The sequence below is a fragment of the Streptomyces sp. NBC_01217 genome, assembly GCF_035994185.1.
In the GTDB taxonomy this organism is placed as follows: Bacteria; Actinomycetota; Actinomycetes; order Streptomycetales; family Streptomycetaceae; genus Streptomyces.
This window is the reverse complement of the sequence record NZ_CP108538.1, coordinates 5370749-5396693: the sequence shown is the minus strand read 5'-3', so window position 1 is coordinate 5396693 and position 25945 is coordinate 5370749. Positions and strand designations below refer to the sequence as shown.

Genomic DNA, 25945 nt, shown 5'->3' with positions numbered 1-25945 from the left:
ACTCTAGGGGTGAGTGAATACTTACCCACCCCGGGAGGGTGCGCAATGAGGATCACGGTGTTCGGCGCGACGGGCGGCATCGGCCAGGAGATCGTCCGCCAGGCGGTGGCGGCGGGTCATGAGGTGACGGCAGTGGTCCGCGATCCGGCGCGGCTGCCCATCCCGCTCTCCGACGTACAGGTCCATGCGGCGGCGCGCATCGACGACCCGGAGGCGCTGCGCGATGCGGTCGCGGGCCGGGACGCGGTGCTCTCCGGGCTCGGCTCGCGCGGCCGGAAGGCCGACGGGATCGCCGAGCGGCTCACGCAGTCGGTGCTGCGGGCGATGGAGGCCGAGGGGACACGGCGGCTGCTGGTGGTCAGCGCGGCGCCCGTCGCCCCGCAGCCCGCGGACGATCCGCTGCTGGACCGGATGATGCTGAAGGCGATCGGTGCGGTCCTCAAGGAGGTCTACGCGGACCTGGCGCTGATGGAGGCCGCGCTGGCCCGCAGCACGACGGACTGGACGTCGGTGCGGCCGCCGAAGCTCACGAACGGGCCGCTGACGGGGACGTACCGGACGGTGTACGGCAGCAATCCGCGCAGCGGCCGGTCCATCTCGCGGGCCGATGTGGCGCACGCGATGCTGGCGCTGATCGACGATCCGGCGGCGGTGAAGCAGGGCGTGGGCGTGGCGTACTGAGCCGCGCGCCCGCTACAGGCTCACGCCGACCGTCACGGGTTCGTTGACGAGCGTGACGCCGAAGGCCTCGTGGACCCCGACGACGACCTCACGGGCGAGCGCGAGGAGATCCTCGGTGGTCGCACCGCCGCGGTTGGTGAGCGCGAGGGTGTGCTTGGTGGAGATACGGGCCGGGCCGGTGCCGTATCCCTTGGTGAAACCGGCCCTGTCGATGAGCCAGGCCGCGGAGGTCTTGATGCGTCCCCCGTCCGCGGGGAAGGCGGGGGGCGTCACCTCGGGACCGAGCCGGTCCCTGGTGCGGGCGAGGAACGCCTCGTACTCCGCCGCTTCCAGGATCGGGTTGGTGAAGAAGGAGCCGGCCGACCAGGAGTCGTGGTCCTCCGGGTCCAGCACCATGCCCTTGCCGGCGCGGAGCCTGAGCACCGTTTCACGGGCGGCCGCGACGGGCACGCGCTCGCCCTGCTCGACGCCCATGGCGCGGGCCGTTTCGGGGTACTTCAGGGGTGCGGAGAGGCCGCCCGCATCTTCCAGCTCGAAGCGGACACGCAGCACCACGAAGCGGTCGGGTTCGGCCTTGAAGCGACTGTGCCGGTACGAGAACGCGCACTCGGCGTTCGGGATGGTGACCGTTTCGCGGGTGCACCGGTCGTAGGCGAGCACCTCCGTGATGGTGGAGGACACCTCCTGGCCGTACGCGCCGACGTTCTGGATGGGCGTCGCGCCCGCGGAGCCCGGGATTCCGGCCAGGCACTCGATGCCGGCGAGACCGGCTTCGACGGTGCGGGCGACGGCGTCCGTCCAGACCTCTCCGGCGGCGAGTTCCAGCGCCGTGCCGTCCAGGGCGAAGCCCTTGGTCGCGATGCGCAGGGCGGTGCCGTCGAAGCCCTTGTCGCCGATGACCAGATTGCTGCCGCCGCCGATGACGAGGAGCGGAGTGCCGCTCTCGTCGGCCTCGCGCACGGCTTCGATCACCTCGGCGTCGGTCGTCGCCGTGAGGAGGCGGGCGGCGGGGCCGCCCAGCCGGAAGGTGGTCAGGGGGGCGAGGGAGGCGTCGTGGAGTTCCTGCACGGGGACAAGAGTACGGTCCGCGGCCCCACCGCTCGGGCGGGGCCGCGGACCGTACGGGCGAAGCCGTGGCTCAGGCGGCGACGGGGACGCGCTCCCCGGCCGCCTCGGGCTCCGGGGCGTCCGGGGCCGAGGCCTTGCGGCGGCCCGGGATGAGCAGGGCGACGAGGGCGGCCAGCGCCACCGCCCCGGCGCCTATCCACACCGCCGGAACGGTTCCGTCGGTGAAGGACTGCGCGGAGCCGTAACCGCCCTGCGAGGAGAAGACCGTGGCGAGGATGGCGACCCCGAGGGCTCCGCCGACCTCGCGCAGGGCGTTGTTGGCGCCGGAGGCGATGCCCTGCTCCGCAGGGCGGACGCTGGACATCACCAGGCTGGCGGCGGGTGCGAAGTACAGGGCCATGCCGACGCCGCCGACGATCAGGCCGGGCAGCTGTGCCGCGTAGGAGGCGTCGGGCCCGATGACCATCGCGAAGAAGGCGAGGCCGAGCGCCTGGAGGGCGAGCCCGGCCACGACCACCGGGCGGCCGCCGAACCGGTCGGAGAGCGTTCCCGCGATGGGGGCGACCAGCATCGGCATTCCGGTCCAGGGCAGCATCCGCAGCCCGGCCTCGGTGGGCGAGTAGTCCAGCACGCCCTGGAAGTACTGGCTGAGCAGGAAGATCGACCCGAACATCCCGAGGAACATGAGCAGGCTGGCCATGTTGATCCCGAAGAACGCGCGGTTGCGGAAGAGCCGCATGGGCAGCATCGGGTTCTTGGCGTGGAAGCCGTGGTGGATGAACCAGCCGATGAGCGCGGCACCCGCGAACAGGGCCGTGAGGACGGTGGGGCTGGTCCAGCCGTCGGAGTTGGCGTTGACCAGGCCGTAGACGATGCCGAAGAGCCCGGCGCTGACCAGGAGCGTGCCGGGGATGTCGAGCCGCGAGTCCGGCGCGTACGACTCCGTCAGGCGCAGCCGCGCCAGCGGGAGCAGGGCCAGACCGATCGGGACGTTCAGCCAGAAGATCCACTGCCAGGACAGGTACTCGGTGAGGCTGCCGCCGATCAGCGGTCCGCTGGCCACGGCCAGTCCGGTGACGGCGCTGAAGATGCCGAGCGCGGCGCCGCGGCGGGCGGCCGGCACGGCGGCCGTGAGGAGCGTGAGCGTCAGCGGCATCATGATCGCCGCGCCCACGCCCTGAACGGCCCGGAAGGCGATCAGTTCGTTGATCCCGGGCGAGAGGGCGGCCGCGGCCGAGGCGCCGGTGAAGACGGTGAGCCCGACGAGGAAGAGCCGGCGCCGACCGAACCGGTCGCCGAGGGCCGCCCCGAGCATCAGCAGGACGGCGAAGGTGAGGGTGTAGGCGTTCACCGTCCATTCGAGCTCGGCCAGTTCGCCGCCGAGGCTCTCGCGGATGGACGGCAGGGCGGTGGTGACGACGAGGTTGTCGAGGGCCGCCATGAATCCGGCGACGCTGGTGATGACGAGTGCCCAGACCGCTCCTGAGCGGCCTGGCGTGTGCTGGTCCACTGCTCCCCCTGAGGATTAGTTATCAATTACTAACTTTGCCGGGCAGAAAACCGGGCGGAACCCGGGTCGCACCGTTCAGGCGATCGGCCTGGCCGAGTCGTAGAACCCCGACCAGACCCGGTGACCGGCCGGGAAGCCGAGCGAGGCCAGGGTGTTGATGAGCATGCCGTACGCGAGGAACGTCGTCGTCTCGTCGACATCGGCGCCGAGCGCGAGATGGATCTCGTCCCACATCTGCAGCCAGCCGGCGCGGGCCGACTCACCGAACTCGTGGTCCCCCGAGGCCTCGGCCGCCGCGACGGCCGCGTACATCTGCATCTGCATCAGCAGCTTGTCCGGGTCGTCGACGATCAGGCGCTGGTAGGCCGTAGCCATGGCATGCAGCGCCTCTTCCCCTTCAAGGCCTTTCGCCGCCTCAGAGAAGACCCTCCGGGTGTCCACGAGGCAGCGCTCGGTGGCGGCGAGGAACATGGCCTGCTTGCTGGGGAAGAGACGGAAGAGGTACGGCTGCGAGACACCCACACGCCTGGCGATCGCCTCGGTGGAGGTGGCCGCGTAACCACCGCGGGCGAACTCGGTGATCGCCGCACGGACGACGCTCTCGCGCCGCTCTTCTGCACTCATCCTTACCATGCGACCAAGTTAGTACTCAATCACTAACTTGGTCAATTGGTCAAGAGGTGGGCCGCCGGCACGACATGAGGGAGGGGCACCGCCCACAGGACAGTGCCCCTCCCCCGCGTCGGGCGGCCTCAGCCGAGCCGCACCACGGCACGGGACATGCCCAGCACCTTCTTGCCCTCGCTCATGGCCGTCAGGTCCACCCGCACCTGCCTGTCGTCCAACAGGGCGGCCACCTTGGCGCTGACCTCGATCAGGGCGCCCTTGTCGTCGTTCGGCACGACGACCGGCTTGGTGAACCGCACCCCGTACTCGACGACCGCGCCCGGGTCACCGGCCCAGTCCGTGACCACCCGGATCGCCTCGGCCATGGTGAACATGCCGTGCGCGATCACATCCGGCAGGCCGACCTCGCGGGCGAACCTCTCGTTCCAGTGGATCGGGTTGAAGTCACCGGAAGCGCCCGCGTACTGCACCAGCGTCGCCCGGGTGACCGGGAAGGACTGCGCCGGCAGCTCCGTACCGACCTCGACCGACTCGTAAGAGACCTTCGCCGTCATCACGCCTCCTCGGCGGCGCGCGCCACCAGCTTCGTCCACGCGGTCACGACGTGCTCACCGGACTCGTCGTGAACCTCGCCACGGATGTCCAGGACGTCGTTGCCCGCCAGCGACTTGATGCCCTCGATCGTGGAGGTGACCGTCAGCCGGTCCCCCGCCCGCACGGGGCGCACATAGGCGAACTTCTGGTCACCGTGCACCACTCGGCTGTAGTCCAGGCCCAGCTGCGGGTCCTGCACCACCTGCCCCGCCGCCTTGAAGGTGATCGAGAAGACGAACGTCGGCGGCGCGATCACATCACTGTGGCCGAGCGCCTTGGCTGCCTCGGGGTCGACGTACACCGGATTGGTGTCGCCCACCGCCTCGGCGAACTCGCGGATCTTCTCCCGGCCGACCTCGTACGGCGGGGTGGGCGGATAGATCCGCCCCACGAAGGACTGGTCGAGCGCCATGAGCTCGCTACCTCCTGATGAAAGATGAAAAGGCCGAAGGACAGCCCCCATACAACGACACGAGGCCGCCCCCAGTGGGGACGGCCTCGTGTACGAGCCTGTTTCAGCGGGTTTCGCGGTGCGCAGTGTGCGAGTTGCAGCGCGGGCAGTGCTTCTTCATCTCAAGACGGTCCGGGTTGTTACGCCGGTTCTTCTTGGTGATGTAGTTCCGCTCCTTGCACTCCACGCAGGCCAGCGTGATCTTCGGGCGGACGTCGGTGGCAGCCACGTGAGTGCTCCTTGGACGGACGGATGGACGGATGAACGCAAAAAAGAGTAGCCGATCGAAGGACCGACCCCACAATCGGCTACCGTAAGTAGCGGTGACCGGACTTGAACCGGTGACACAGCGATTATGAGCCGCTTGCTCTACCGACTGAGCTACACCGCTTTGATGACAAGTTTCCCCGCCGAAGCGGGGTCTCCCGATCACCAGAGCCCCAATGCGGAATCGAACCGCAGACCTTCTCCTTACCATGGAGACGCTCTACCGACTGAGCTATTGGGGCGAGCGATGAAGACATTACACGGTCGGTCGCCGATCGCCCAAATCCGTTTCGAAGCCCCGGCCGGTGCCCGTGATCGACACCCTGCCGATCCCTTGGAGTGCGGCCTTCCGGCCCGTCCACCAGCCGCTTGTACAGCGCCTCGGCTCTCACAGGAGCCGCCTCGGCCCCAGCCGTACACCCGTGCCCCGGATACCCCCCAGGGCCACACCGGTACGACTATTTCGCTCCTCCTCGAACCGGACCGGACACGCCCCTAGGCTCGACTCACTCTGCGTGATCTTGTACCCATTCCCAGGAGCGCGATGCCCGACAGCCAGCCGCGGCAGCCGGACGACGACGCCGCAGACGCGGCCGATACGACCAGCAGTCCCGACACCGCCGAGACCGGCACCCTGGTGCTCTGCGACGCCCGTCTCACCGACGGCCGCATCGTGGACGTACGGCTCGGCGGCAGCCGCATCGAGGCCGTCGGCACCGCGGGCAGCCTGACCGCACCCGGCCCGCGGATCGATCTGCGCGGCTATCTGCTGCTCCCCGCCCCCGCCGAACCCCACGCCCACAGCGACACCGCGCTCACCGCCCACGGCACGGGCCCCGACAGCCCCGGACCCGTGTCCCACCGCCCGCAGGACATCCGGCGCCGCGCCACCGAAGCCGCCCTGATGCAGCTCGGCCACGGCGCCACCGCACTGCGCGCACACGTGCGCATCGGGGACGTCCAGGGCCTCGCCTCCCTCGAAGCCGTACTACAGGCACGCCGTTCGCTGCGCGGACTCGCCGAACTGACCCCCGTCGCCGTACCCCGCCTGCTCACCGGCGTCGCGGGCGCCGACAACCTGGCCATGCTGCGCGACGCGCTGAAGATGGGGGCCGGTGCAGTCGGCGGCTGCCCCGACCTCGATCCGGACCCGGCGGGGTACGCGGAAGCCGTGCTGGAGATCGCCGCCGAACAGGGCTGCCCCGTCGATCTGCACACGGACGGTGACGATCCGGCCCGGCTCGGCAGGCTGGCCGCCATGGCTGGCGGGCTGCGGCCCGGCGTCTCCGTCGGCCCCTGCGCCGGCCTCTCCCGGCTTCCCCCACAGGCCGCGGTCCGCGCCGCCGATCAGCTCGCCGCCGCCGGGGTGACCGTGATCTGCCTCCCCCAGGGCGGCTGCTGCGGAGTGGAAAGCCGGGGCACCGCCCCCGTACGGCTGCTGCGCGCGGCAGGCGTACGGGTCGCGGCCGGCAGCGGCGCGCTGCGGGACGTCGCGAACCCGGTGGGGCGCGGGGATCCGCTGGAGGCCGCCTACCTACTGGCCTCGCAGAGCGGGATGCGGGCCGACGAGGCGTACGAGACGGTCTCCTCGGCCGCCAGGAAAGCGATGGGGCTGCCCGAGGTCAGGGTCGAGGCCGGCTTCCCCGCCGAGCTGCTCGCCGTACGCGGGGAGCAGCTCTCGGGCGTGCTGTCGCTCGCGTACAGCCGGGTCGTCGTGCATCGCGGCCGGGTCGTGACGCGGACGAGCGCGGTGCGCGAGTTCTGCGACTCGGAGACCGTCGTCGCACTCGGTCTGCCGCGCCAGAGCCGGCCGGATTCCGGTCCCTGCGGCGGGCCCTGAGCGCGGCGGCCCGCTGCGGCGTACGGTCAAGACCATGCGCATTGTCATCGCAGGTGGACATGGTCAGATCGCGCTGCGGCTGGAGCGACTGCTCGCCGCACGCGGGGACGAGGCCGTAGGCGTCATCCGGAATCCGGGACAGATCGAGGACCTCAGAGCGGCGGGTGCCGAGCCGGTCGTCCTGGATCTCGAATCGGCCTCCGTGGAGGAGGTGGCCGAGGTGCTGCGCGGCGCCGACGCAGCGGTCTTCGCGGCCGGTGCGGGCCCGAACAGCGGCTCGGAGCGCAAGGAGACGGTGGACCGCGGCGCGGCGGTGCTGTTCGCGGACGCGGCGGAACGGGCAGGCGTACGGCGCTACGTGGTGGTCTCCTCAAGGGACGCCGACCCCGACCACCCGGGCGACGAGGTCTTCGACGCCTATCTGCGGGCGAAGGGCGCCGCGGACGCGTATGTGCGCTCCAGGACCGCACTCGACTGGACGATCCTGCGCCCCGGGATGCTGACGAACGACGCGGGCAGGGGGATGGTCCTCCTGACCGCCTCGACCGGCCGCGGACCGGTGCCGCGCGACGACGTGGCGGCGGCGCTGCTGGAGCTGCTGGACACCCCGGCGACGGCGGGCCTGACCCTGGAGCTCATCGCGGGGAGCGTGCCGGTGGCGGTCGCCGTCAAGGGCGTGGCGGGGAACTGAGGAGACGGTCACGTCGACCGGGGGCGCCCTACGCGCGGCGTGGCTCGGGTGCAGGGCGGAACGAACCGTGGCGGACGGCTGCGCACACCCGGGTCGCCACGCGACTTGCGGTTGTCTGAAACCCGTTCGGCGGTGATCACGCGTGATCACCGCCGAACGGGTTTCGCGCGCCCGTCGCCAACTCCTGATCGCACGAACTTTCTTGGGCCGAACGAGTGACCATCCCCTGTGCGCATCGTTGTCACAGTCAGCGGCCCGTCCGGCCGCCCGGTCCCGTCGGGAGGTGAAGCGTGAGTCGCACATCAGCTCTGATCCGCACGGCCACCTGTCGCGTCGCACATGGCCTCCATGAAGGCACCGGCGAGCAGCTGACCGCACGTCACCTCGCCCAGCGCGTGGGCTGGCTGAGCAGCCTCGTCGCCGAAGTCGGGCAGGCGACGATCGACGCCCACTGGGACCGGGCGTCGGTAGTGGCACTCACCTCGGACACCACTCCCACCGGCGCCAAACTGTCCAACCAGGGCTTCACGGCCTGTCGGCAGCTGTGGGGCGCCCCCGGGCTCCCCACAGGCACCGCCGGTTCGTCACGCCTGGCCTGCATGGGGGACGAACTGGCCGCGCGCCAACTCCGCGCAGCCGCCCACCGCATGACGGTCGTCGATTCACTGCTGCACGGCCGACTCCCCGAGGAGTGCGCAGACCCCGTGACGGGCCGCACCTACCGGCGCAGGATCGGCCGACTGCTGGACACCGGGCAGCCACTGCCCCTCGACCTCTTCGACGTGGAGCAAGAGGCGCCGCGCGTACCGGCGTTGGTACCTCTGTCGGCCACGGACGATCAGTTCTTCGTCGGACAGGCTGCGAGTGACGAGCAGGCCGCGCACGACGCTGTGGACGCGGTGGTCGAGCTGCGGCAGGAGCGTAATCGCGCACGTCACCGTGCCCGCGCAGCAGGCGCGACCCTCGACCGGCGACCACGTGTACCGCGGGAGTCGGGAGCGGTCTTCGTCGTACGGCTCCGGCTCCCCCTGGTCGCCCGGCCCACGACGGACGACGACTGGGGATGGCACCGGCTCACCATCAACATCCCCCCGCGCTACCGGACCGGAACGCTCTCCCCGCCCACCTTGCGCGTCACGGCAGCCGATGTCGTACGGGCGGACGTCGCGGTCTCCGTGCCGCCGCCACCGCGCCGCCTCGCCCCGAAGGAGAAGCCGCGCCGTGTCCTCGCCCAGGACTGGGGCGCACGCCGACTGGTCACCGCCACGGTCGTCCGGGCGGTCGAACACGACGACGGCCGCCGCGAGGCCGCCGTCGACGGCAGACCCCTGCACTTCCAGATCGGCGAACTCCAGGCCAAGGCCCGTCGCATCAGCCGCGAGCACGCGAAGGTCACTGCCAGGATCGACCGCTACGAGCGTCTGCTGAGCGGCCGGGAGGACGACGCACTGCGTATGAAGAAGGAGCACCTGGAAGGCCAGGCGGCCCGACTCGCGCGCAAACAGCGCAACATCAACACCTCCATCGCCCGCCTCGCCGCACGCTGGTCCGTCGAACAGGCCCTGGAGAACGACTGCGACGCCATCGCGGTCGAGAACCTCAGAACCCTGGAAGTCCGCGGCATGGGCCGCCACAACAACGAGCGCGTCTCCCTCGCACTGCGCGGCAGCACGGCCGCCGCCACCCGCGAGGCCGCGGCCGCCGAAGGACTCGCCGTGATCGAGGTCATGGCGAGCGGCACCTCCACGTACTGCCCGCGCTGCGACGGAAAACTGCGTCACCGCCACCACCCTGACGGCGGGGACGGGCGCGGCTGGGCCGACTGCCCCACCTGCGGATTCAACGCCGACCGCGATCACTCCGCAGCGGAGAAAATCGGCCAACGCGCACTGCACACCACCACCGTGCGGGTACGCCGTCAGCGGCTGCGTCCGCTCAGGTCACCCGCGCCCACAAGCTGCCGAGGAGAGGCTGCTGCCGCCGCCTCGGAGCACCAACCATCAGGACCGGGCGCCTGTCGCCCGGTCGCCTCGCCCCTTCTCCCGGCCACGCGTCGGAGCGAAGGACACCGTTCGGCGGGGGCCGGTCCCAGGCATGAGCAATCCCAGGCCGGCAGGCAGCGAATGAGGCATCCCGACGCTCCGGTCACCCGGCTGGAGACCTTGATCGCCACCCACCGGACCGTGCTGCGCGCCACCGGATCCCTTCGGGACCGGACCGGCTCGGCGCAGCGTGGAACGCTCGGTGCGAGCGGGGCAGGCACGGCCTCAAGCAGCGGTTCGAACTTGGGTAGGCAGGCTCACGAGGGCGGCGGGAAGGCTCGGAAATGACTGAACCCCTGACCAGACTTGCTGGTCAGGGGCCCTATTCCAGTGGCGGCGCGTGGGTTCGAACCACGGTAGGCTGAGCCGGCAGATTTACAGTCTGCTCCCTTTGGCCACTCGGGCACACCGCCTGGAACGACGCTCCGGAAACCCGCTGGGGTGTTCCTCGGCGACGACGTAAACGATACCTGATGACCGGGGGTGCTCCGCCACCTGATTGATCAGTGCTCGCGGCGGTCGGCGGTGGCTAGGCTTTGCTCCGTACCCACCGCATACGACGCAAGGAGCCACACGCCATGGCCGACTCCAGTTTCGACATCGTCTCGAAGGTCGAGCGGCAGGAGGTCGACAACGCCCTCAACCAGGCCGCCAAGGAGATCTCGCAGCGTTACGACTTCAAGGGCACCGGTGCCTCGATCTCCTGGTCCGGCGAGAAGATCCTGATGGAGGCGAACGGCGAGGAGCGGGTGAAGGCGATCCTCGACATCTTCCAGTCCAAGCTGATCAAGCGCGGCATCTCGCTGAAGTCGCTGGACGCGGGCGAGCCGCAGCTGTCCGGCAAGGAGTACAAGATCTTCGCCACGATCGAGGAGGGCATCTCCCAGGAGAACGCCAAGAAGGTGGCGAAGATCATTCGCGATGAGGGCCCGAAGGGCGTCAAGGCGCAGGTTCAGGGCGATGAGCTGCGGGTCAGCTCGAAGAGCCGGGACGACCTGCAGGCCGTACAGGCGTTGCTGAAGGGCCAGGACTTCGACTTCGCCGTGCAGTTCGCGAACTACCGCTAGGTCCCTGACAGGGCTGCGCCTTCCGGGCGCGGGGTGGTGCGGAGCGGGATGCACCGCACCACCCCGCGCCCGGGACGCGATGTCCGAATACCGCCGGTCGTGGCGGGGCGGGGGACGCAGACTTGTCCGTACCGGACGATGATCCGGTCGTTTTCCGGCATGACGGGCAAGGAGAGGGACGAGTCATGACCATGTACGCAACGGTCGACAGCCCGCTGGGTGAGCTGCTGCTGGTCGGCGAGGAGGCCGCCGGTGCGGACGGCGGGGTCGCGCTCGCCTCGCTCTCGCTGCCCGGTCAGAAGGGCGCCGCGGTCGTCCAGGACGGGTGGATCCATGCGCCGGAGGCCTTCGCGAAGATCGCCGCACAGCTGCGCGCGTACTTCGAGGGGCGGCTGACCCGCTTCGACATCGTGTACGCGGACGGCCTGGGCACCGACTTCCAGCGCCGGGTCTGGGCGGCGCTGGACAGCGTCCCGTACGGGGAGACCGTGTCGTACGGACAGATCGCCGAGCGGATCGGTACGCCCGGGGCGGGCGTGCGGGCCGTGGGGACGGCGATCGGGCGCAATCCGCTGCTGGTCGTACGGCCGTGCCACCGGGTGATCGGCGCGGACGGGGCACTGCGGGGTTACGCAGGCGGTCTGGAGCGCAAGGAACAGCTTCTGGGGCTGGAAGGCGCCCTGGCGGTGCGCTGAGATGTCCGGACTCTTTCCGCGGCCGAGGGCTGTCGTCGCGCCGGGGGCCGTGCATGTGCCCGGGTGGCTGTCGCCGGAGCGCCAACGGGAGTTGGTGGTGGTCTGCCGGGAGTGGGCGCGGGGGCCCGTGCCCCTGCGGCACACGGTGCTGCCGGGCGGCGGGGTGATGTCCGTACAGACGGTCTGTCTGGGGTGGCACTGGCAGCCGTACCGGTATTCGCGTACGGCCGACGATGTGAACGGCGCGCGGGTCGCCGGATTCCCCGCCTGGCTGGCGGAGTTGGGCCGGGAGGCGCTGGCCGAGGCGTACGGGGACGAAAGCCCGGTGCGGGCTTACGCACCGGACACCGCCCTCATCAACTTCTACGACGGTGCGGCACGGATGGGCATGCACCAGGACAAGGAGGAGCGCTCCGGTGCTCCGGTGGTGTCGCTCAGCATCGGCGACACCTGTGTCTTCCGCTTCGGGAACACGGAGAACCGCGGAAGGCCCTATACGGATGTGGAGTTGGCCTCCGGTGATCTGTTCGTCTTCGGTGGGTCTTCGCGCTTCGCGTTCCACGGTGTGCCGAAGGTCCGCCCCGGGACGGCCGACCCCGCGACGGGGATGAGCCGTGGCCGGCTCAATCTGACCCTGCGCGAGACGGGGATGGGCACCCCCGGCGCCCCCGACAGGCGTCAGCGGCGTTCGCGGGAGTTTCCGAAGAGCAGCCGGTAGACGATCAGCAGGACCAGCGAGCCGCCGACGGCCGCGACCCAGGTCGCCGTGTCGTAGAAGTCGTTGGAGATCGGGCGGTCGAGGAAGCGCGTCGATATCCAGCCGCCGAGGAAGGCACCGATGATCCCGATGACCGTGGTGCCGATCAGGCCGCCCGGGTCGCGGCCCGGGAGCAGGACCTTGGCGATGGCCCCCGCAAGCAGCCCGAGAATGATCCAACCAATGATGCTCATATGCGCGAACCTACCCGTCACTCGGTCTTGGAATCCAAGACGTTCCTGCCGGTCGGGCGGTTGCGGTGCACGGGGCCGATACTGACTCTGAACAGCACTGACGGGCGAAACACGCGGAAAGGCCAGTGATCATGAAACTCCTGCAGCTGATCCTGAACGTCTTGTGGGTGGTGTTCTGCGGGTTCTGGATGGCCCTCGGGTACCTGCTCGCGGCGATCATCTGCTTCGTACTGATCGTGACGATCCCGTTCGGCATCGCGTCCCTGCGCATCGCCGGCTACGTCCTGTGGCCGTTCGGGCGGACCACTGTGGAGCGGCCCGACGCGGGAGCGCCCTCGTGTGTCGGCAATGTGATCTGGCTCGTCTTCGCCGGGTGGTGGCTCGCGCTGGGGCACCTGATCACGAGCATCCCGCTGTTCGTGTCGATCATCGGAATCCCCTTCGGCTGGGCGAACCTGAAGATGATTCCCATCTCCCTCATGCCCCTGGGGCGCGAAGTGGTCTCCACCGACGAGGCGTTCGGAGCACGTTAGCGGCGGCGGTCCGCCCTCACGGGCGGTGACCGGCCATCTTCTCCAGCCGGGCGATGCGCTCCGCCATCGGCGGGTGGGTCGAGAACAGCTTGGACATGCCCTGGCCGGGGCGGAAGGGGTTCGCGATCATCATGTGGCTCGCGGTCTCGATCCTCGGCTCGGGGGGGAGAGGCAGCTGTTTCGTACCGGCTTCGAGCTTCCGCAGGGCGCTGGCGAGGGCCAGTGGGTCGCCCGTCAGCTGGGCGCCCGAGGCATCCGCCTCGTACTCGCGGGAGCGGCTCACGGCCAGTTGGATGACGGAGGCGGCCAGCGGGCCGAGAATCATGATCAGGAGCATGCCGAGGATGCCGGGGCCCTCGTCGTCGTTGGACCGCCCCACCGGGATCAGCCAGGCGAAGTTGACCAGGAACATGACGACGGAGGCAAGTGCTCCGGCGACGGACGAGATCAGGATGTCGCGGTTGTAGACATGGCTCAGCTCGTGGCCGAGGACTCCGCGCAGCTCTCTCTCGTCCAGGATCTGCAGGATGCCCTCGGTGCAGCAGACCGCGGCGTTGCGCGGGTTGCGGCCGGTGGCGAAGGCGTTGGGGGCCTGTGTCGGGGAGATGTAGAGCCGGGGCATGGGCTGGCGGGCGGCTGTCGAGAGCTCGCGGACCATGCGGTAGAGCTGTGGCGCCTCGAATTCGCTGACGGGGCGGGCGCGCATGGCCCTCAGTGCCAGCTTGTCGCTGTTCCAGTACGCGTAGGCGTTGGTGCCGAGGGCTACGAGGAACGCGACGATCAGGCCCGTACGTCCGAAGAAGCTTCCGATGACGATGATGAGGGCGGAGAGGCCCCCGAGGAGTACGGCGGTTTTCAGCCCGTTGTGCCGGCGGTGCACGGTACGCCCTCCAAGTGGTGCGGCAGGGGAACCCTTTGCTTGGTGGTCTCCACTCCCCCAGTGGAGCCTCCCGTACTGGTCAACGCCAGGCGAGGAGAGCGAGTTCCCTTGTGCGCGCGGCCGCGGGAGCGGGGCCTGTCCGGCACTGGCGGCCGGATCAGGCTCTGGGCCGTACGGGTGGAAGGGGTGTGCGTGCCGTGCGGGTCAGCGCTGGGCGGGGAGGCCTGCGATCGCGAGGGCCTCGGGGTCCGGCTTGATCTCACTGGTGCAGTGGGCGCAGCGGGAGGCGATGGCCGGGATCTCGGTGTAGCAGCGGGGGCAGTCGCGCAGGGCGGCCTTGATGTCGACCTTCTTCTCCTCCGCCTTGGTGAAGCGGTTCTGGACCTTCGCCATGGGGACGACGACGCAGAAGTAGAGCACCGCCGCGGTGATCAGGAAGGCGATGGCGGCGGCGAGGAACTTCCCGTAAGGGAAGATGGCGCCCTCGATCGAGAACTCCGCCGTGCTGAAGTCGCCGACCGAACCGGTGGCGAGGCCGATCAGCGGGGTGATGAAGGCGGTGCTGAATCCGGTGACGACCGCGGTGAACGCAGCTCCGACGGCCAGCCCGATGGCCATGGAGATGACGTTTCCGCGCAGGATGAAGTCCTTGAACCCGTTCAGCACTGCTCTCGCTCCTCTGGGACATGCCTACGTGTATGGGGTTGTGCGGGCATGACCTTGCCTTGCGCGGGCCGTTCCGGGCAAACCGATCTTGTGTACGTCAGAAGAGATTCACGGCGGCGAACCTGAGGACCGTCTGCGGAGCGCCGGAGAGTACGACGCCGGCGACGGCGGTGAGGGCGATCGCGGCGGTGAGCGAGGCCGGGGCCCGGTGTCTGATGGGGGCGGATGCGGGCGTGTCGGCCGGGATCCCGTCCGTCGGGGTTTCCTGTGCCGGGGCCTCTTGCGGAGTGCGGAAGAGTGTCGCGGTCCATTGCAGGTAGTAGTAGAGCGCGATCACGACATTGACGGCCATGACGACGGCTAGCCAGCCGAGTCCCGCGTCGACGGCTGCGGAGAAGACCGTGACCTTGGCGAAGAGGCCGATGATGCCGGGCGGCAGGCCGGCCAGGCAGAGCAGGAAGAAGGCCATCGCGAGGGCGGCGAGGGGGCGGGTGGCGTAAAGGCCGCGGTAGTCGGTGATCCGGTTGCCGGGGTTCGTGCGGGCGACGAGGGCGGCGACCGCGAAGGCGCCGAGGTTCACGACTCCGTACATGAGGGCGTACGCGACGGTGGAGCCGATGTGCTCGTCGCTGGAGTACGCGGCGGCGGCGATCGGCACCAGGAGATAGCCGGCCTGGGCGACGGACGACCAGGCGAGCAGGCGTACGGCGCTGCGGGCGCGGGCGGCGTTCTGGCGCAGGGCGGCGACATTGCCGACGGTCATGGTGAGCGCGGCGAGGACGGCGAGGGCCGGTCCCCAGACGTCGGCGTACGCCGGGAACGCGATCACGGTGACGAGGATCAGGCCGGAGAAGCCGACCGCCTTGCTGACGACCGAGAGGTAGGCGGCGATCGGCAGGGGGGCGCCGATGTAGGTGTCGGGAACCCAGAAGTGGAAGGGTGCGGCGGCCGTCTTGAAGGCGAAGCCGACCAGGGTGAGGACGACGCCCGCCTTGGCGAGGGTGTCGAACTGCCCAGGTACGTCGTCGAGCCGGGCGGCGATCTCCGTGAGGTGCAGGGTGCCGGTCGTGGCGTACACGAAGCTGACTCCGAGCAGCATGACGGCGGTCGCGACGACGGAGGAGAGGAAGAACTTCAGCGCGGCCTCGGAGGACCGCCGGTCGCCGCGCTTGATGCCGACGAGGGCGAAGGCGGGCAGCGAGGCGACTTCGAGGGCGACGACGAGCGTGGCGAGGTCGCGGGCGGCGGGCAGGAGTGCGGCGCCCGACGCGGAGGACAGCAGGAGGAACCAGAACTCCCCTGCGGGGAGTCTGCGTGTGTCGCCGAGGGAGAGCAGGGCGGTCAGCAGGGTGCCGCCGAGCACGAGGGCCTGGATGACGAGGGTGAAGTGGTCGGCGGTGTAGCTGCAGGCCCCGGTGCCACCGGTGCCGGTGGTCGCCGCGGTGAGGCAGAAGGTGGAGCGGTCGCCGTCGCGCAGCGGGATGAGGAGGACGAGCGCGGCGACGAGTCCGGCGACGGTGACCTGCCCGAGGAGTGGCTTGCGTTCCTCGGGGAGGAAGAGGTCGGCGACCAGGACGATCAGGGCGACGGCCGCGACGACGACCGGGGGCGCGATCGCGAGCCAGTCGATGGACTGGATGAGGTTGCTGGTGCTGTCGGCCGCTGTGGTGACGACGCCCGGGGTGACGACGGCTGTGGTCACGACTTGCCTCCTGCGAGGAGCTTCTGCACGGCCGGGTCGGTGAGGCCGAGGAGGGCGGCGGGCCACAGGCCGGCCAGGACGGTGAGGGCGGCGAGCGGGGTCCAGGCGGCGAATTCGTACGTCTGGACATCGACGAGCTGCTGCGGCTCCTCGCGCTTGTCGCCCATGCAGACCCTGCGTACGACGATCAGCATGTACGCGGCGGTGAGCAGGGTGCCGAACGCGGCGATCGACATGAAGGTGAGGAAGGCGGGGCGGCTGAGGCCGTCGGCGGGGTCGAAGGAGCCGAACAGGGCGAGCATCTCGCCCCAGAACCCGGCGAGGCCCGGCAGCCCGAGGGAGGCGACGGCGGCGAAGGCGAGGAGGCCGCCGAGGCGGGGTGCCCGGCCGTAGAGCGCGGCCCCGGTGGCGCCGGAGAGGGTGTCGAGGTCGGCGGTGCCGTACCGGTCCTTGACCGCGCCGACCAGGAAGAAGAGCAGGCCGGTGATGAGGCCGTGCGCGATGTTGGCGAAGAGCGCCCCGTTGACTCCGGTGGGGGTCATGCTCGCGATGCCGAGGAGCACGAAGCCCATGTGTCCGACGGAGGAGTACGCGATCAGGCGCTTGAGGTCGCCCTTGGAGCCGGGGCGGGCCAGCGCCAGGCAGGCGAGCGATCCGTAGACGATGCCGACGACCGCGAAGGCGGCGAGGTACGGCGCGAAGGTGTGCATCCCGTCGGGGGTGATGGGGAGCAGGATGCGGACGAATCCGTACGTACCCATCTTCAGCAGGACGCCGGCGAGCAGGACCGAGCCGACGGTCGGGGCGGCGGTGTGGGCGTCCGGGAGCCAGCTGTGCAGCGGCCACATCGGGGTTTTCACGGCGAGCCCGATGCCGATCGACAGAACGGCGATGACCTGCACGGACGAGGTGAGCCCACGGCCGTTGTCAGTGGCGAGTGCCACCATGTCGAAGGTGCCGCTCTTCAGTCCGATGAGGAGCAGGCCCAGCAGCATGATCACCGAGCCGAGCAGTGTGTAGAGGATGAACTTCCAGGCGGCGGCCTGTTTCTGAGCGCCGCCCCAGCGGGCGATGAGGAAGTACATCGGGATGAGCACCATCTCGAACGCCAGGAAGAACAGCAGCAGATCGAGGACGGCGAAGGTCGCGAGGGTGCCGGACTCCAGAAGGAGGACGAGCGCGACGAATGCCTTCGGGGAGGGGCCGTCGGGCATTTTGAAGTAGCTGTAGAGCGCGCAGAGGAAGGTCAGCAGCGCGGTCAGTACGAGAAGGGGGAGCGAGATGCCGTCGATGCCGAGATGGATGCGGACGTCGAGCGCCGGGATCCAGCTGATGTCGGTGGTGGCCTGCATCTTCGACGGGTGGTCGTGGTCGAAGCCCACGGCGAGCACGATCGCGGCGATGAGGATCGCGCCGGTGACGGTCACGCCGTGGCGGAGCACGGCCTGGTCGGGGTTCTTTCCCTTCAGCCCGGGCGGGGCCGGCAGAAGGGCGGCCACGGCACCGATGAGCGGGCCCACGACGATGAACGCGAGAAGGAACTGCATCACGGATTCGCTGATATCGATCATGGCTCACGCCCCGGCGTTGACGGTGGCAAAAACGACGGCGGCGATCGCCAGGACGAGCGAACCGGCGAGCAGTGCGCTGAGGTAGGTCTGCACATTGCCGGTCTGGGCGCGGCGGACGGCGGCGCCGAGCCAGCGTGTGCCGGTGCCGGAGCCGCGTACGTAGGTGTCGACGACCTCGCGGTCCAGGAAGCGGACGAGACTCGCCGCGGCCTGGACGGGGCGGACGAACAGCGCCGCGTACAGGGCGTCGAGGTGGAAGCCGGTGGCTGCGGGGCGGTGGAGCGGGCCGAGCAGCAGGCGGCCGGGGTCGGCCGGGTCGGGGACGTCCCCGTCGGTGCCGTAGGCCGCGGTGTGCGCCGACATGGCCTGCGCCTCGACGAGGGCGGGTTCGGCGTCGGGGTGGGCGACGACGGTGCCGACGGCGGTTCGGGCTGCGAGCGCGGTGGTGTGGCGCCAGGCGCCGTAGGTGACGAGGCCGCCGACGAGGCAGACGCCCGTGGAGAGGACGGCGGTGGTCAGGGACGGGGCGAGACTGTGGCCGTCGAACCAGTCGGTGATCGCGCCGACGGTCAGTCCGAAGGCGATGGTGGGGACGGCCAGGACCCAGAGGACGGCGGTCATCGCGACGGGCTGCCTGCCGTGGTCGGGGGCCTCGGCCCCGCGGCCCCGGAAGGCCAGGAGCCAGAGGCGGGTGGCGTAGGCAGCGGTGAGTACGGCGGCGAGCAGTCCGGCGACGAGGACGGTCCAGCCTGCGGCGGCCGGGGCGACGTGCCGGTCTCCGAGAGCGGTGTGCTCGGCGGCGACGAGGACGGCTTCCTTGGAGAAGAAGCCGGCGAACGGCGGGATGGCGGCGAGCGCGAGGAGGGCGACGGTCATCGTCCAGTAGGCGTCCGGGATGCGCTTGGCCAGGCCGCCCATGCGGGACATGGCGGCCAGTGAGTTGGTCCCGGCGGCGTGGATGACGACGCCCGCCGCGAGGAAGAGGACGGCCTTGAACGCACCGTGGGACAGGAGGTGGAAGACGGCGGCGCCTCGGTCGCCGACGGCCAGGGCGCCGGACATGTAGCCGAGCTGGCCGATCGTGGAGTAGGCGAGGACGCGTTTGATGTCGTCCTGGGCGAGGGCGGCGAGTCCCGAGCCGATCATCGTGACCGCCGCCATCACGGCGAGGACGACGAGGGCCGCGCCGGACTCGGCGAAGACGGGGAGGAGCCGGGCCACGAAGTAGATACCGGCGGCGACCATCGTCGCGGCGTGGATCAGCGCGGAGACGGGGGTGGGACCGGCCATCGCGTCGGGCAGCCAGGTGTGCAGGGGGAACTGCGCGGACTTGCCCGCGACGCCCGCCAGGAGCAGCAGGGCGATGACGGTGGGGTGGTCCAGGCCGCCGTTCGCGACGGCGCCCAGGATGCCGGTGATGCGGAACGTACCGGTGTCGGCGGCGAGCGCGAACAGGCCGATCAGGAAGGGGACGTCACCGAGCTTGGTGACCAGGAAGGCCTTGAGGGAGGCGGCGCGGGCTTCGGGCGTCTCCCAGTAGTGGCCGACGAGGAAGTACGAGCAGATGCCCATGATCTCCCAGCCGACCAGGAGCACCATCAGGTCGCCGGAGTAGACGACGAGCAGCATCGCGGAGGTGAAGAGGGAGACGAGGGCCGCGTACGAGGGGTAGCGGGGGTCGTCGCGCAGATAGGCGGTCGAGTAGATCTGCACGCAGGTCGCGACGAGCCCGACCAGGACGGCGACGAGGACCGCGAAGCCGTCGAGGTGCAGGGCGAGGTCGATCGGGACCGAGCCGGTGGGGGTGAGCTGTGTCGCCGCGTCGATGGCCCGGCCGCCGCCCCGGCGCGAGGCGACGACGACGGCGAGTACGAAGGCGGTGAGGGTGGGGAGGACGGCGAGGGGGCGTACGTAACCGGGGGCGGTGCGGCCGAGGAGCAGGCCGGCCGCGGCGCCGAGGAACGGAAGGAGGGGGACGAGGACGGCGAGGGTCGTGGTGGTCACGCGGTGGCCTCTGCCTTCTTTGCCTTCCCTGCCGGAGCAGTGGCCTGGTCTTCGGTGCCGTGGATCGCGTCGGCCTCGTCAAGGAGGGCTTCGGCGGCGTCGGTCTCGGCGGTGTCGCGGAGGCGGTCGATGTCGGAGGTTCCGCGGTTGCGGTGGACGGCGAGGACGATCGCCAGGCCGATGCCGATCTCCGCCGCCGCGATGGCGATGGTGAAGAGGGTGAGGGCCTGGCCGGAATGCAGGGCGTCGCGGAGCCATACGTCGAAGGCGACCAGGTTGAGGTTGACGGCGTTGAGCATCAGCTCGACGGACATCAGGACCAGGATCGCGTTGCGGCGGGCGAGCACTCCGTACAGCCCGGTGCAGAAGAGGAGGGCGGCGAGCACGGCGGGATAGGCGAGGTGCATCAGCTCTGCTCCTTACCGCGCTTGCGGGACAGGACGATCGCGCCGACGAGGGCGGCGAGCAACAGGACGGAGAGCGCTTCGAACGGCAGTACCCAGTGCCGGAAGAGGAAGGATCCGGTCACCTCGGTGGAGCCCTGGGCCGGTCCGTCCAGGTCGATCCAGGTGGTGCGGAAGGCGTCGACGACGACCCACACGAGCGCGCCGGCAGCCGCGACCGCCACGCCGAGGGCCGCCCAGCGGTTGCCCGAGTCGGCGTCCGGGGAGCGGCCGATGGGGGCCCTGGTGAGCATCAGCCCGAAGAGAAGGAGGACGACCACGGAACCGACGTAGATCAGTACCTGCACCCAGGCGATGAACTCCGCGGTGAGCAGGAGGTACTCGACGGCGAGACCGCCGAGCGCCACGACCAGCCAGAGGGCGGCGTGCACCAGCTGCTTGGTCGTGACGGTGACGAGGGCCGCGCCGAGGGTGGCGATACCGACGAGGACGAAGGCGATCTCTATGCCGGTCGGGGAGAGGAATCCGGGATGGGCGGAGGCGGAGTGGACCGCTGCTGCTGCGAGTGTCACTCCTCCCCCTCTTCTTTCTGCTGGGCCTGCTGGGCTTCCTGCGCGCGCTGGGCTTCGAGCTTCTCCACCGTCTTGCGGGCGGCGGCGATCTCCTTCGGTTCCTCGGCACCCGGGTCGAGCGCGGGCGGTTCCGGCACCGTCCACATCCATTCGCGGAGCTTGTCCCGCTCATGGGTGAGTTCGAGGATGTCCGTCTCCGCGTACTCGAACTCCGGCGACCAGAACAGTGCGTCGAAGGGACACACCTCGATGCAGATGCCGCAGTACATGCAGAGCGAGAAGTCGATCGCGAAGCGGTCGAGGACGTTGCGGCTGCGCTCGCGCCCGCCCGGGGCAGCGGCGGGCACTGTCTCCTTGTGGGAGTCGATGTAGATGCACCAGTCCGGGCACTCACGGGCGCAGAGCATGCAGACCGTGCAGTTCTCCTCGAACAGTGCGATGACACCGCGGGAGCGGGGCGGGAGCTCGGGCTGGACGTCCGGGTACTGCGCGGTGACCGTCTTCTTCGTCATCGTCCGAAGGGTGACGGCCAGGCCCTTGGCCAGGCCCGAACCGGGGATCGGAGGCATCAGCTGATCGCCACCTTCACGATGCCGGTGAGCGCGATCTGCGCAAGAGCGAGCGGGATGAGCGTGGTCCAGGCGAGCTTCTGCAACTGGTCCTCGCGGAGCCGTGGATAGCTCACGCGCAGCCAGATGACGACGAAGGCGAGGACCGCGGTCTTGAGGAGCGTCCAGACCCAGCCGAGTCCGTCGGCGCCGAACGGGCCGTGCCAGCCGCCGAGGAAGAGGACGGTCGTCAGTCCGCACAGGACGACGATGCCGGCGTACTCGGCGAGCAGGAACAGCGCGAAGCGGAGGCCGGTGTACTCGGTGTACGCGCCGAAGATGATCTCCGAGTCGGCGACCGGCATGTCGAACGGCGGGCGCTGCAGTTCGGCGAGTCCGGCCACGAAGAAGACCAGGGCGCCGACGATCTGCCAGGGCAGCCACCACCACTCGAAGGCGTTGAGGATGCCCGGGAGGGAGACGGTGCCTGCCGCCATCGCGACGGAGGCGGCGGCGAGCAGCATCGGCAGTTCGTAGGCGAGGAGCTGGGCGGCGGTGCGCAGACCGCCCAGGAGGGAGAACTTGTTCGCCGAGGCCCAGCCGGCCATGAGCGAGCCGAGCACTCCCACGCCCATCACGGCGAGCACGAAGAAGATGCCCGCGTCGACGACCTGTCCGACCGCGCCCTCGCCGGGGCCGATCGGGATGGCGACGAGCACGAGGAGGTACGGGAGCAGGGCGACGGCGGGCGCGAGCTGGAAGATGCGGCGGTCGGCCTCGGCCGGGACGATGTCTTCCTTCTGCGCGAACTTCACGCCGTCCGCGACGAGCTGGGCCCAGCCGTGGAAGCCGCCCGCGTACATGGGGCCGAGGCGGCCCTGCATGTGGGCCATCACCTTGTGTTCGGTCTGCCCCACTGCGAGGGGGAGGACCATGAACACGGCGAAGACGATGACGAGGCGGAGGGCGACGTCCAGTGCGTCGTTCACGCGGTATCGCCTCCGGCGGGGTGGTCGGGGGTTTCGGGGGTTTCGGGCTGGTCCGTGGGGGTGGTGGGGTCGGTGTCGGGGGTGGAGGTGCCGCTGCGCGGGGCTTCTCCCCTGCCCTCCCCTTCCCGAACCGGGGGCTCCGCCCCCGGACCCCCGCTCCTCAAACGCCGGAGGGGCTGAGAGGTAGTAGCGCCATCGGGCTGAGAGGTACCCGGGTCGAAGGCCGGGCGGGCGTGGTGCCACGGGGCGTCGCTGGTTGCGGGGCTCGGCTCTGCGCCTCCCGTCCCCGTTTCCGGCTTCGCCGCCTCGGGCTGTTGGCTGGCCGAGCCCTGGGATGCGCTGCGGGTGCGGCGCGGAGGTGCAGGAGACGTGGGAGGGGTGGGAGGGGTGGACTGCTGGGCGGCTGAACCCTCGGTCACGCTGCGGGTGCGGCGTACCGGGCGGTCGCCGGGTGCGCGGGGGGTGCGGGCCGGGCGGGACGGGGCGGGTGGCAGCTGGCCCTTCAGGGGGCCCCATTCGTTCGGGTCGGGGACGCCGGGGGGCAGCATCGTGCGCCGCTTCGGGCCGCCGTGTTCCGACTCGCCCGGCTCCTTCGCGCCCGGCCAGGCCTTCGCGACGCGGGCGGCCAGCACGAAGTCCTTGCGCAGCGGGTGACCCTCGAAGCCCTCGGGCAGCAGCAGGGGCACCAGATGCGGGTGGCCCTCGAAGCCGATGCCGAACATCTCGTGTGTCTCGCGCTCGTGCCAGGCGGCGCCCGCGTAGACGTCGATGGCGGTGGGAAGGACGGCAGCGTCGTGCGGGACGGTCGTACGGATCAGGAGCCGACGGACCTTGCCGTGTGCCGTGGCGACGACATGGGCGCAGACCCGGAAGCCGGTGCCCGGCTCGTCGACCGCGCTCAGCCAGTCGAAATAGGTGCAGCCCAGCCGGTCGCGGGCCGTTTCGAGGGCGGCGATCCAGGTGGCGGCCGGTACGTCGACGGTCAGCAGGTCGTACGCGTACTCCGCCGTCGCCTCCTCACCGAAGAGCTCGGCGGCGGCGTCCGGCAGACGGTCGTAGGCCTCGGCGGCGTCGGCGGGGGTGCCGGTCACTTCTGCTCCTCCCCCGGTGTCGGCGGGGCGGCGACCAGGCCGCTGCGCAGTGCGGCGGTGGAGGGCCGGCTGCCGCCGCCCGTCGCGTACCGCTCGCCCAGCGACTCGCGTGCGATCTTCTCCTGCAGCTTGAGGATGCCCTGGAGGAGCGCCTCGGGCCGGGGCGGGCAGCCGGGTACGTAGACATCGACCGGGATGATCTGGTCGACGCCCTTCGTCACGGAGTACGAGTCCCAGTACGGGCCGCCGCAGTTGGAGCAGGCACCGAAGGAGATGACGTACTTGGGCTCGGGCATCTGCTCGTACAGCCGCTTCACGGCCGGGGCCATCTTGTCCGTCACCGTGCCGGAAACGATCATGAGGTCGGCCTGGCGCGGGCCGGGGGCGAACGGGATCACGCCGAGCCGGATGAAGTCGTGCCGGGCCATGGAGGCGGCGATGAATTCGATGGCGCAGCAGGCGAGCCCGAAGTTGAAGACCCAGAGGCTGTAGCGGCGGCCCCAGTTCAGGACCACCTTCATCGGCTCGGGAGCCAGGCGTGACAGGACGCCGAGCCGTTTGGGCTCCGGCAGGAATGTCGGAACGGGCTGCGGTTCGGATCCCGCCCCGGGCAGCGGGCTCGTCACGTCCATTCGAGGACGCCCTTCTTCCATGCGTAGAGCAGTCCTACGGCCAGGAAACCGAGGAAGATGAACATCTCCACCAGAGTCGTCGCCCCGTATCCGGGTGCGGCGAATACGGTCGCCCACGGAAACAGGAAGATGGAGTCGACGGCGAAGATCACGTACAGGAAGGCATACACGTAATAACGGACCTGGGTATGTGCCCATCCTTCACCCACGGGGTCCACGCCGCACTCGTACGTCAGGAGCTTCTCCGGCGTGGGAACCACGGGGCGCAGCAGCCGGCCGGCCCCGAAGGCGACGGCGACGAACAGCACTCCGATCACGGCGAGCAGTCCGACCACCGAATAACTGTGGAAGTAGTCCGACGCGAGAACGGTCGATTCCGGCAGGTCCGCCACGTCCGCCCCTCGCTCCCTCAAGCCCGTTCGACGATCTGTACGCACGGGAGTCTAGGCCCTGTTAAAGGGAGGGTAAGCAGTCGCGTCGGACTACGGGTGGGGTTATCCCTACTTCACCCCACCCACGGGCCCCATGGCGTGCGCGGGCCCCGCCCGGCAGGCTGGGGCGTATGACCATGACCCCGCAGGTGCCCGACGACGACCGGCCACCGCCCGCGCGCTTCCCCTTCGGCCGGTGGACGTGGAAGGAGATCGCGTATCTCCTGGCCAACCTTCCCATGGCCGTGGCCGGGTTTGTTTACACGGTTTTCATGATCGGTGTCGGCGTGGGGCTTGCGGTCACCGTGATCGGTCTGCCACTGCTCGCCGCCGGGCTGCACGGGGCGCGGCTGATCGGGAAGGCCGAGCGGGGCCGGGCGCGCGGGATGCTCGGGGTGCGGATCGACGAGCCGAGCCCGATGGTTCGGTCCCGCCGGGAGCAGGGGTTCTTCTCCTGGCTGTGGTCGAGCCTCACCGACCCCGTGGGCTGGCGGGCGGTGCTGTACTCCTTCATACGGCTGCCCTGGGGCGTGCTCACCTTCAGCGTGACGCTCGTGAGCCTCTTCGTGCTGTGGCCGGTCCTCCCCTTTATCGCGCGCTTCCTCGCCGATGCCGACCGGGCGATGGTGCGCGGGCTGCTCTCGCCCTCCGACGAGCTGGAGCGCAGGATCGCCGAGCTGGAGTCGGACCGGGGGGTGGTCGTGGACACGGCCGCCGCCGACCTGCGCCGCATCGAACGCGACCTCCACGACGGCGCACAGGCCCGACTCGTCGCCCTCGCCATGGATCTGGGCCTGGCGAAGGAGAAGCTCACCGACGACCCCGAGGCCGCGGCCCGCATGGTCGACGAAGCCCACGGCGAGGTCAAGGTCGCCCTCCAGGAACTCCGCGACCTCGCCCGCGGCATCCACCCCGCCGTCCTCACCGACCGAGGACTCGACGCCGCACTCTCCGCCATCGCCTCCCGCTGCACCGTCCCCGTGACCGTGGGGGTGGATCTGCGGGAGCGTCCCGCGGAGGCGATCGAGGGGATCGCCTACTTCACGGTCTCCGAGCTGCTGCAGAACGTGAGCAAGCACAGCGCGGCCCGTTCGGCGTCCGTGGAGGTGTGGCGGGCGGCGGACCGGCTGCTGATCCAGGTCACGGACGACGGGCGGGGCGGGGCCCGGATGGACGGCGGTACGGGCATGGCCGGGCTGGCAGAGCGGCTGGGCGCCGTCGACGGGCTGTTCGTCCTCGACTCACCGGCCGGCGGCCCCACGACGGTCACGGCGGAGCTGCCCTGGCGGGACCGGGACCGGGATGGGGACCGGGAGCAGCACCGCGAGAGAAGCCGAGACCGTACGGGAGCGGGCAAGCGCCCGTAGGGCGGGCGCTCGCGCCCCGCGCCTCCTCAGGGGTGGGGAAAACCCCCGCACCAAGAGGGATACCGCCCTCA

The 25945-nt window shown here is 70.2% G+C and carries 28 protein-coding genes and 3 tRNA genes; 9 read left to right on the top strand and 22 right to left on the bottom strand.

The features are described 5' to 3' along the window. Window positions 1–45: 45 nt before the first annotated feature. Window positions 46–681, top strand: a complete 636-nt coding sequence (locus tag OG507_RS24235; protein ID WP_327369295.1) for an NAD(P)-dependent oxidoreductase — start codon at window positions 46–48, stop codon at window positions 679–681. A 12-nt stretch (window positions 682–693) separates the two neighbouring features. Here the strand turns inward: OG507_RS24235 and OG507_RS24230 are convergent, their stop codons facing one another. The 8 genes from OG507_RS24230 to OG507_RS24195 form a co-directional block, all read right to left on the bottom strand. Then, window positions 694–1749: a UDP-N-acetylmuramate dehydrogenase gene (locus OG507_RS24230; protein WP_327369294.1), complete on the bottom strand. Its 1056-nt coding sequence runs from the start codon at window positions 1747–1749 to the stop codon at window positions 694–696. Window positions 1750–1819: 70 nt separating this feature from the next. Continuing rightward, window positions 1820–3259 carry an MFS transporter gene (locus tag OG507_RS24225; protein ID WP_327369293.1) on the bottom strand — a complete coding sequence of 480 codons (1440 nt, stop codon included), beginning with the start codon at window positions 3257–3259 and terminating at the stop codon, window positions 1820–1822. A 75-nt stretch (window positions 3260–3334) separates the two neighbouring features. Beyond that, window positions 3335–3883: a TetR/AcrR family transcriptional regulator gene (locus tag OG507_RS24220; protein WP_327369292.1), complete on the bottom strand. Its 549-nt coding sequence runs from the start codon at window positions 3881–3883 to the stop codon at window positions 3335–3337. A 128-nt stretch (window positions 3884–4011) separates the two neighbouring features. Then, window positions 4012–4440 (bottom strand): MaoC family dehydratase, encoded by a 429-nt coding sequence (locus tag OG507_RS24215; protein ID WP_327369291.1) that lies wholly within the window; start codon window positions 4438–4440, stop codon window positions 4012–4014. Then, window positions 4440–4892 carry a MaoC family dehydratase N-terminal domain-containing protein gene (locus OG507_RS24210; RefSeq protein ID WP_093897220.1) on the bottom strand — a complete coding sequence of 151 codons (453 nt, stop codon included), beginning with the start codon at window positions 4890–4892 and terminating at the stop codon, window positions 4440–4442. Before OG507_RS24210 ends, OG507_RS24215 begins: the two co-directional genes overlap by 1 nt. A 103-nt stretch (window positions 4893–4995) precedes the next feature. After that, complete coding sequence (gene rpmG / locus OG507_RS24205; RefSeq protein ID WP_003956487.1) at window positions 4996–5160, bottom strand: 50S ribosomal protein L33; 165 nt, start codon at window positions 5158–5160, stop codon at window positions 4996–4998. A gap of 89 nt (window positions 5161–5249) precedes the next feature. Next, a tRNA-Met gene (locus OG507_RS24200) sits at window positions 5250–5322 on the bottom strand. 45 nt (window positions 5323–5367) lie between these two features. Next, a tRNA-Thr gene (locus tag OG507_RS24195) sits at window positions 5368–5440 on the bottom strand. Between the two features lie 302 nt (window positions 5441–5742). Here OG507_RS24195 and OG507_RS24190 point away from each other — a divergent pair. The 3 genes from OG507_RS24190 (at window position 5743) to OG507_RS24180 (ending at window position 10059) form a co-directional block, all read left to right on the top strand. Then, window positions 5743–7038 (top strand): amidohydrolase family protein, encoded by a 1296-nt coding sequence (locus tag OG507_RS24190; RefSeq protein ID WP_327369290.1) that lies wholly within the window; start codon window positions 5743–5745, stop codon window positions 7036–7038. A gap of 34 nt (window positions 7039–7072) precedes the next feature. After that, window positions 7073–7729, top strand: coding sequence for an SDR family oxidoreductase (locus OG507_RS24185; protein ID WP_327369289.1), 657 nt, complete (start codon window positions 7073–7075; stop codon window positions 7727–7729). Between the two features lie 290 nt (window positions 7730–8019). Next, window positions 8020–10059, top strand: coding sequence for a zinc ribbon domain-containing protein (locus OG507_RS24180; protein WP_327369288.1), 2040 nt, complete (start codon window positions 8020–8022; stop codon window positions 10057–10059). Window positions 10060–10102: 43 nt separating this feature from the next. Here OG507_RS24180 and OG507_RS24175 read toward each other — a convergent pair. Next, a tRNA-Tyr gene (locus tag OG507_RS24175) sits at window positions 10103–10184 on the bottom strand. Window positions 10185–10349: 165 nt separating this feature from the next. Here OG507_RS24175 and OG507_RS24170 point away from each other — a divergent pair. The 3 genes from OG507_RS24170 (at window position 10350) to OG507_RS24160 (ending at window position 12251) form a co-directional block, all read left to right on the top strand. Further along, window positions 10350–10838, top strand: coding sequence for a YajQ family cyclic di-GMP-binding protein (locus OG507_RS24170; RefSeq protein ID WP_266931780.1), 489 nt, complete (start codon window positions 10350–10352; stop codon window positions 10836–10838). 185 nt (window positions 10839–11023) lie between these two features. Continuing rightward, entirely contained in the window at window positions 11024–11533 is a 510-nt protein-coding gene (locus OG507_RS24165; protein WP_327369287.1) for a methylated-DNA--[protein]-cysteine S-methyltransferase, read from the top strand. Window position 11534: 1 nt separating this feature from the next. Beyond that, on the top strand, window positions 11535–12251 hold the full coding sequence (locus OG507_RS24160) for an alpha-ketoglutarate-dependent dioxygenase AlkB family protein (protein WP_327369286.1): 717 nt from the start codon (window positions 11535–11537) through the stop codon (window positions 12249–12251). On the opposite strand, the gene OG507_RS24155 is transcribed toward OG507_RS24160, so the two are convergent. Beyond that, window positions 12212–12484: a GlsB/YeaQ/YmgE family stress response membrane protein gene (locus OG507_RS24155; protein WP_327369285.1), complete on the bottom strand. Its 273-nt coding sequence runs from the start codon at window positions 12482–12484 to the stop codon at window positions 12212–12214. The two genes, OG507_RS24160 and OG507_RS24155, sit on opposite strands and share 40 nt — an antisense overlap. A 131-nt stretch (window positions 12485–12615) precedes the next feature. On the opposite strand from OG507_RS24155, the gene OG507_RS24150 reads away from it, so the two are divergent. Continuing rightward, window positions 12616–13017 carry a YccF domain-containing protein gene (locus OG507_RS24150; RefSeq protein WP_327369284.1) on the top strand — a complete coding sequence of 134 codons (402 nt, stop codon included), beginning with the start codon at window positions 12616–12618 and terminating at the stop codon, window positions 13015–13017. 16 nt (window positions 13018–13033) lie between these two features. Here OG507_RS24150 and htpX read toward each other — a convergent pair whose 3' ends face one another. From htpX to OG507_RS24090, 12 genes are all read right to left on the bottom strand, one after another. Further along, on the bottom strand, window positions 13034–13897 hold the full coding sequence (gene htpX, locus OG507_RS24145) for a zinc metalloprotease HtpX (protein ID WP_327369283.1): 864 nt from the start codon (window positions 13895–13897) through the stop codon (window positions 13034–13036). A 204-nt stretch (window positions 13898–14101) separates the two neighbouring features. After that, window positions 14102–14563 (bottom strand): large conductance mechanosensitive channel protein MscL, encoded by a 462-nt coding sequence (gene mscL, locus OG507_RS24140; RefSeq protein WP_327369282.1) that lies wholly within the window; start codon window positions 14561–14563, stop codon window positions 14102–14104. A 97-nt stretch (window positions 14564–14660) separates the two neighbouring features. After that, complete coding sequence (locus OG507_RS24135) at window positions 14661–16265, bottom strand: NADH-quinone oxidoreductase subunit N (RefSeq protein WP_327369281.1); 1605 nt, start codon at window positions 16263–16265, stop codon at window positions 14661–14663. Continuing rightward, window positions 16262–17836, bottom strand: coding sequence for a complex I subunit 4 family protein (locus OG507_RS24130; protein ID WP_327369280.1), 1575 nt, complete (start codon window positions 17834–17836; stop codon window positions 16262–16264). Before OG507_RS24130 ends, OG507_RS24135 begins: the two co-directional genes overlap by 4 nt. Before the next feature lie 3 nt (window positions 17837–17839). Continuing rightward, window positions 17840–19840 (bottom strand): NADH-quinone oxidoreductase subunit 5 family protein, encoded by a 2001-nt coding sequence (locus OG507_RS24125; protein ID WP_327369279.1) that lies wholly within the window; start codon window positions 19838–19840, stop codon window positions 17840–17842. After that, a complete protein-coding gene (nuoK, locus tag OG507_RS24120) occupies window positions 19837–20247 on the bottom strand; it encodes an NADH-quinone oxidoreductase subunit NuoK (RefSeq protein WP_327369278.1) in 411 nt (136 codons plus the stop codon). Before nuoK ends, OG507_RS24125 begins: the two co-directional genes overlap by 4 nt. Then, a complete protein-coding gene (locus tag OG507_RS24115) occupies window positions 20247–20816 on the bottom strand; it encodes an NADH-quinone oxidoreductase subunit J family protein (protein WP_327369277.1) in 570 nt (189 codons plus the stop codon). The genes nuoK and OG507_RS24115 overlap by 1 nt, the downstream gene beginning before the upstream one ends. After that, window positions 20813–21385, bottom strand: coding sequence for a NuoI/complex I 23 kDa subunit family protein (locus OG507_RS24110; RefSeq protein WP_327369276.1), 573 nt, complete (start codon window positions 21383–21385; stop codon window positions 20813–20815). Before OG507_RS24110 ends, OG507_RS24115 begins: the two co-directional genes overlap by 4 nt. After that, entirely contained in the window at window positions 21385–22353 is a 969-nt protein-coding gene (locus OG507_RS24105; protein ID WP_327369275.1) for a complex I subunit 1/NuoH family protein, read from the bottom strand. Before OG507_RS24105 ends, OG507_RS24110 begins: the two co-directional genes overlap by 1 nt. Next, window positions 22350–23444 (bottom strand): NADH-quinone oxidoreductase subunit C, encoded by a 1095-nt coding sequence (locus OG507_RS24100; RefSeq protein ID WP_327369274.1) that lies wholly within the window; start codon window positions 23442–23444, stop codon window positions 22350–22352. The genes OG507_RS24105 and OG507_RS24100 overlap by 4 nt, the downstream gene beginning before the upstream one ends. After that, window positions 23441–24076 (bottom strand): NADH-quinone oxidoreductase subunit B, encoded by a 636-nt coding sequence (locus OG507_RS24095; protein WP_327369273.1) that lies wholly within the window; start codon window positions 24074–24076, stop codon window positions 23441–23443. The genes OG507_RS24100 and OG507_RS24095 overlap by 4 nt, the downstream gene beginning before the upstream one ends. After that, window positions 24067–24468, bottom strand: a complete 402-nt coding sequence (locus OG507_RS24090) for an NADH-quinone oxidoreductase subunit A (RefSeq protein ID WP_037689408.1) — start codon at window positions 24466–24468, stop codon at window positions 24067–24069. The genes OG507_RS24095 and OG507_RS24090 overlap by 10 nt, the downstream gene beginning before the upstream one ends. 170 nt (window positions 24469–24638) lie before the next feature. On the opposite strand from OG507_RS24090, the gene OG507_RS24085 reads away from it, so the two are divergent. Further along, window positions 24639–25874 carry a sensor histidine kinase gene (locus OG507_RS24085; protein WP_327369272.1) on the top strand — a complete coding sequence of 412 codons (1236 nt, stop codon included), beginning with the start codon at window positions 24639–24641 and terminating at the stop codon, window positions 25872–25874. The last annotated feature ends 71 nt before the right edge of the window (window positions 25875–25945 follow it).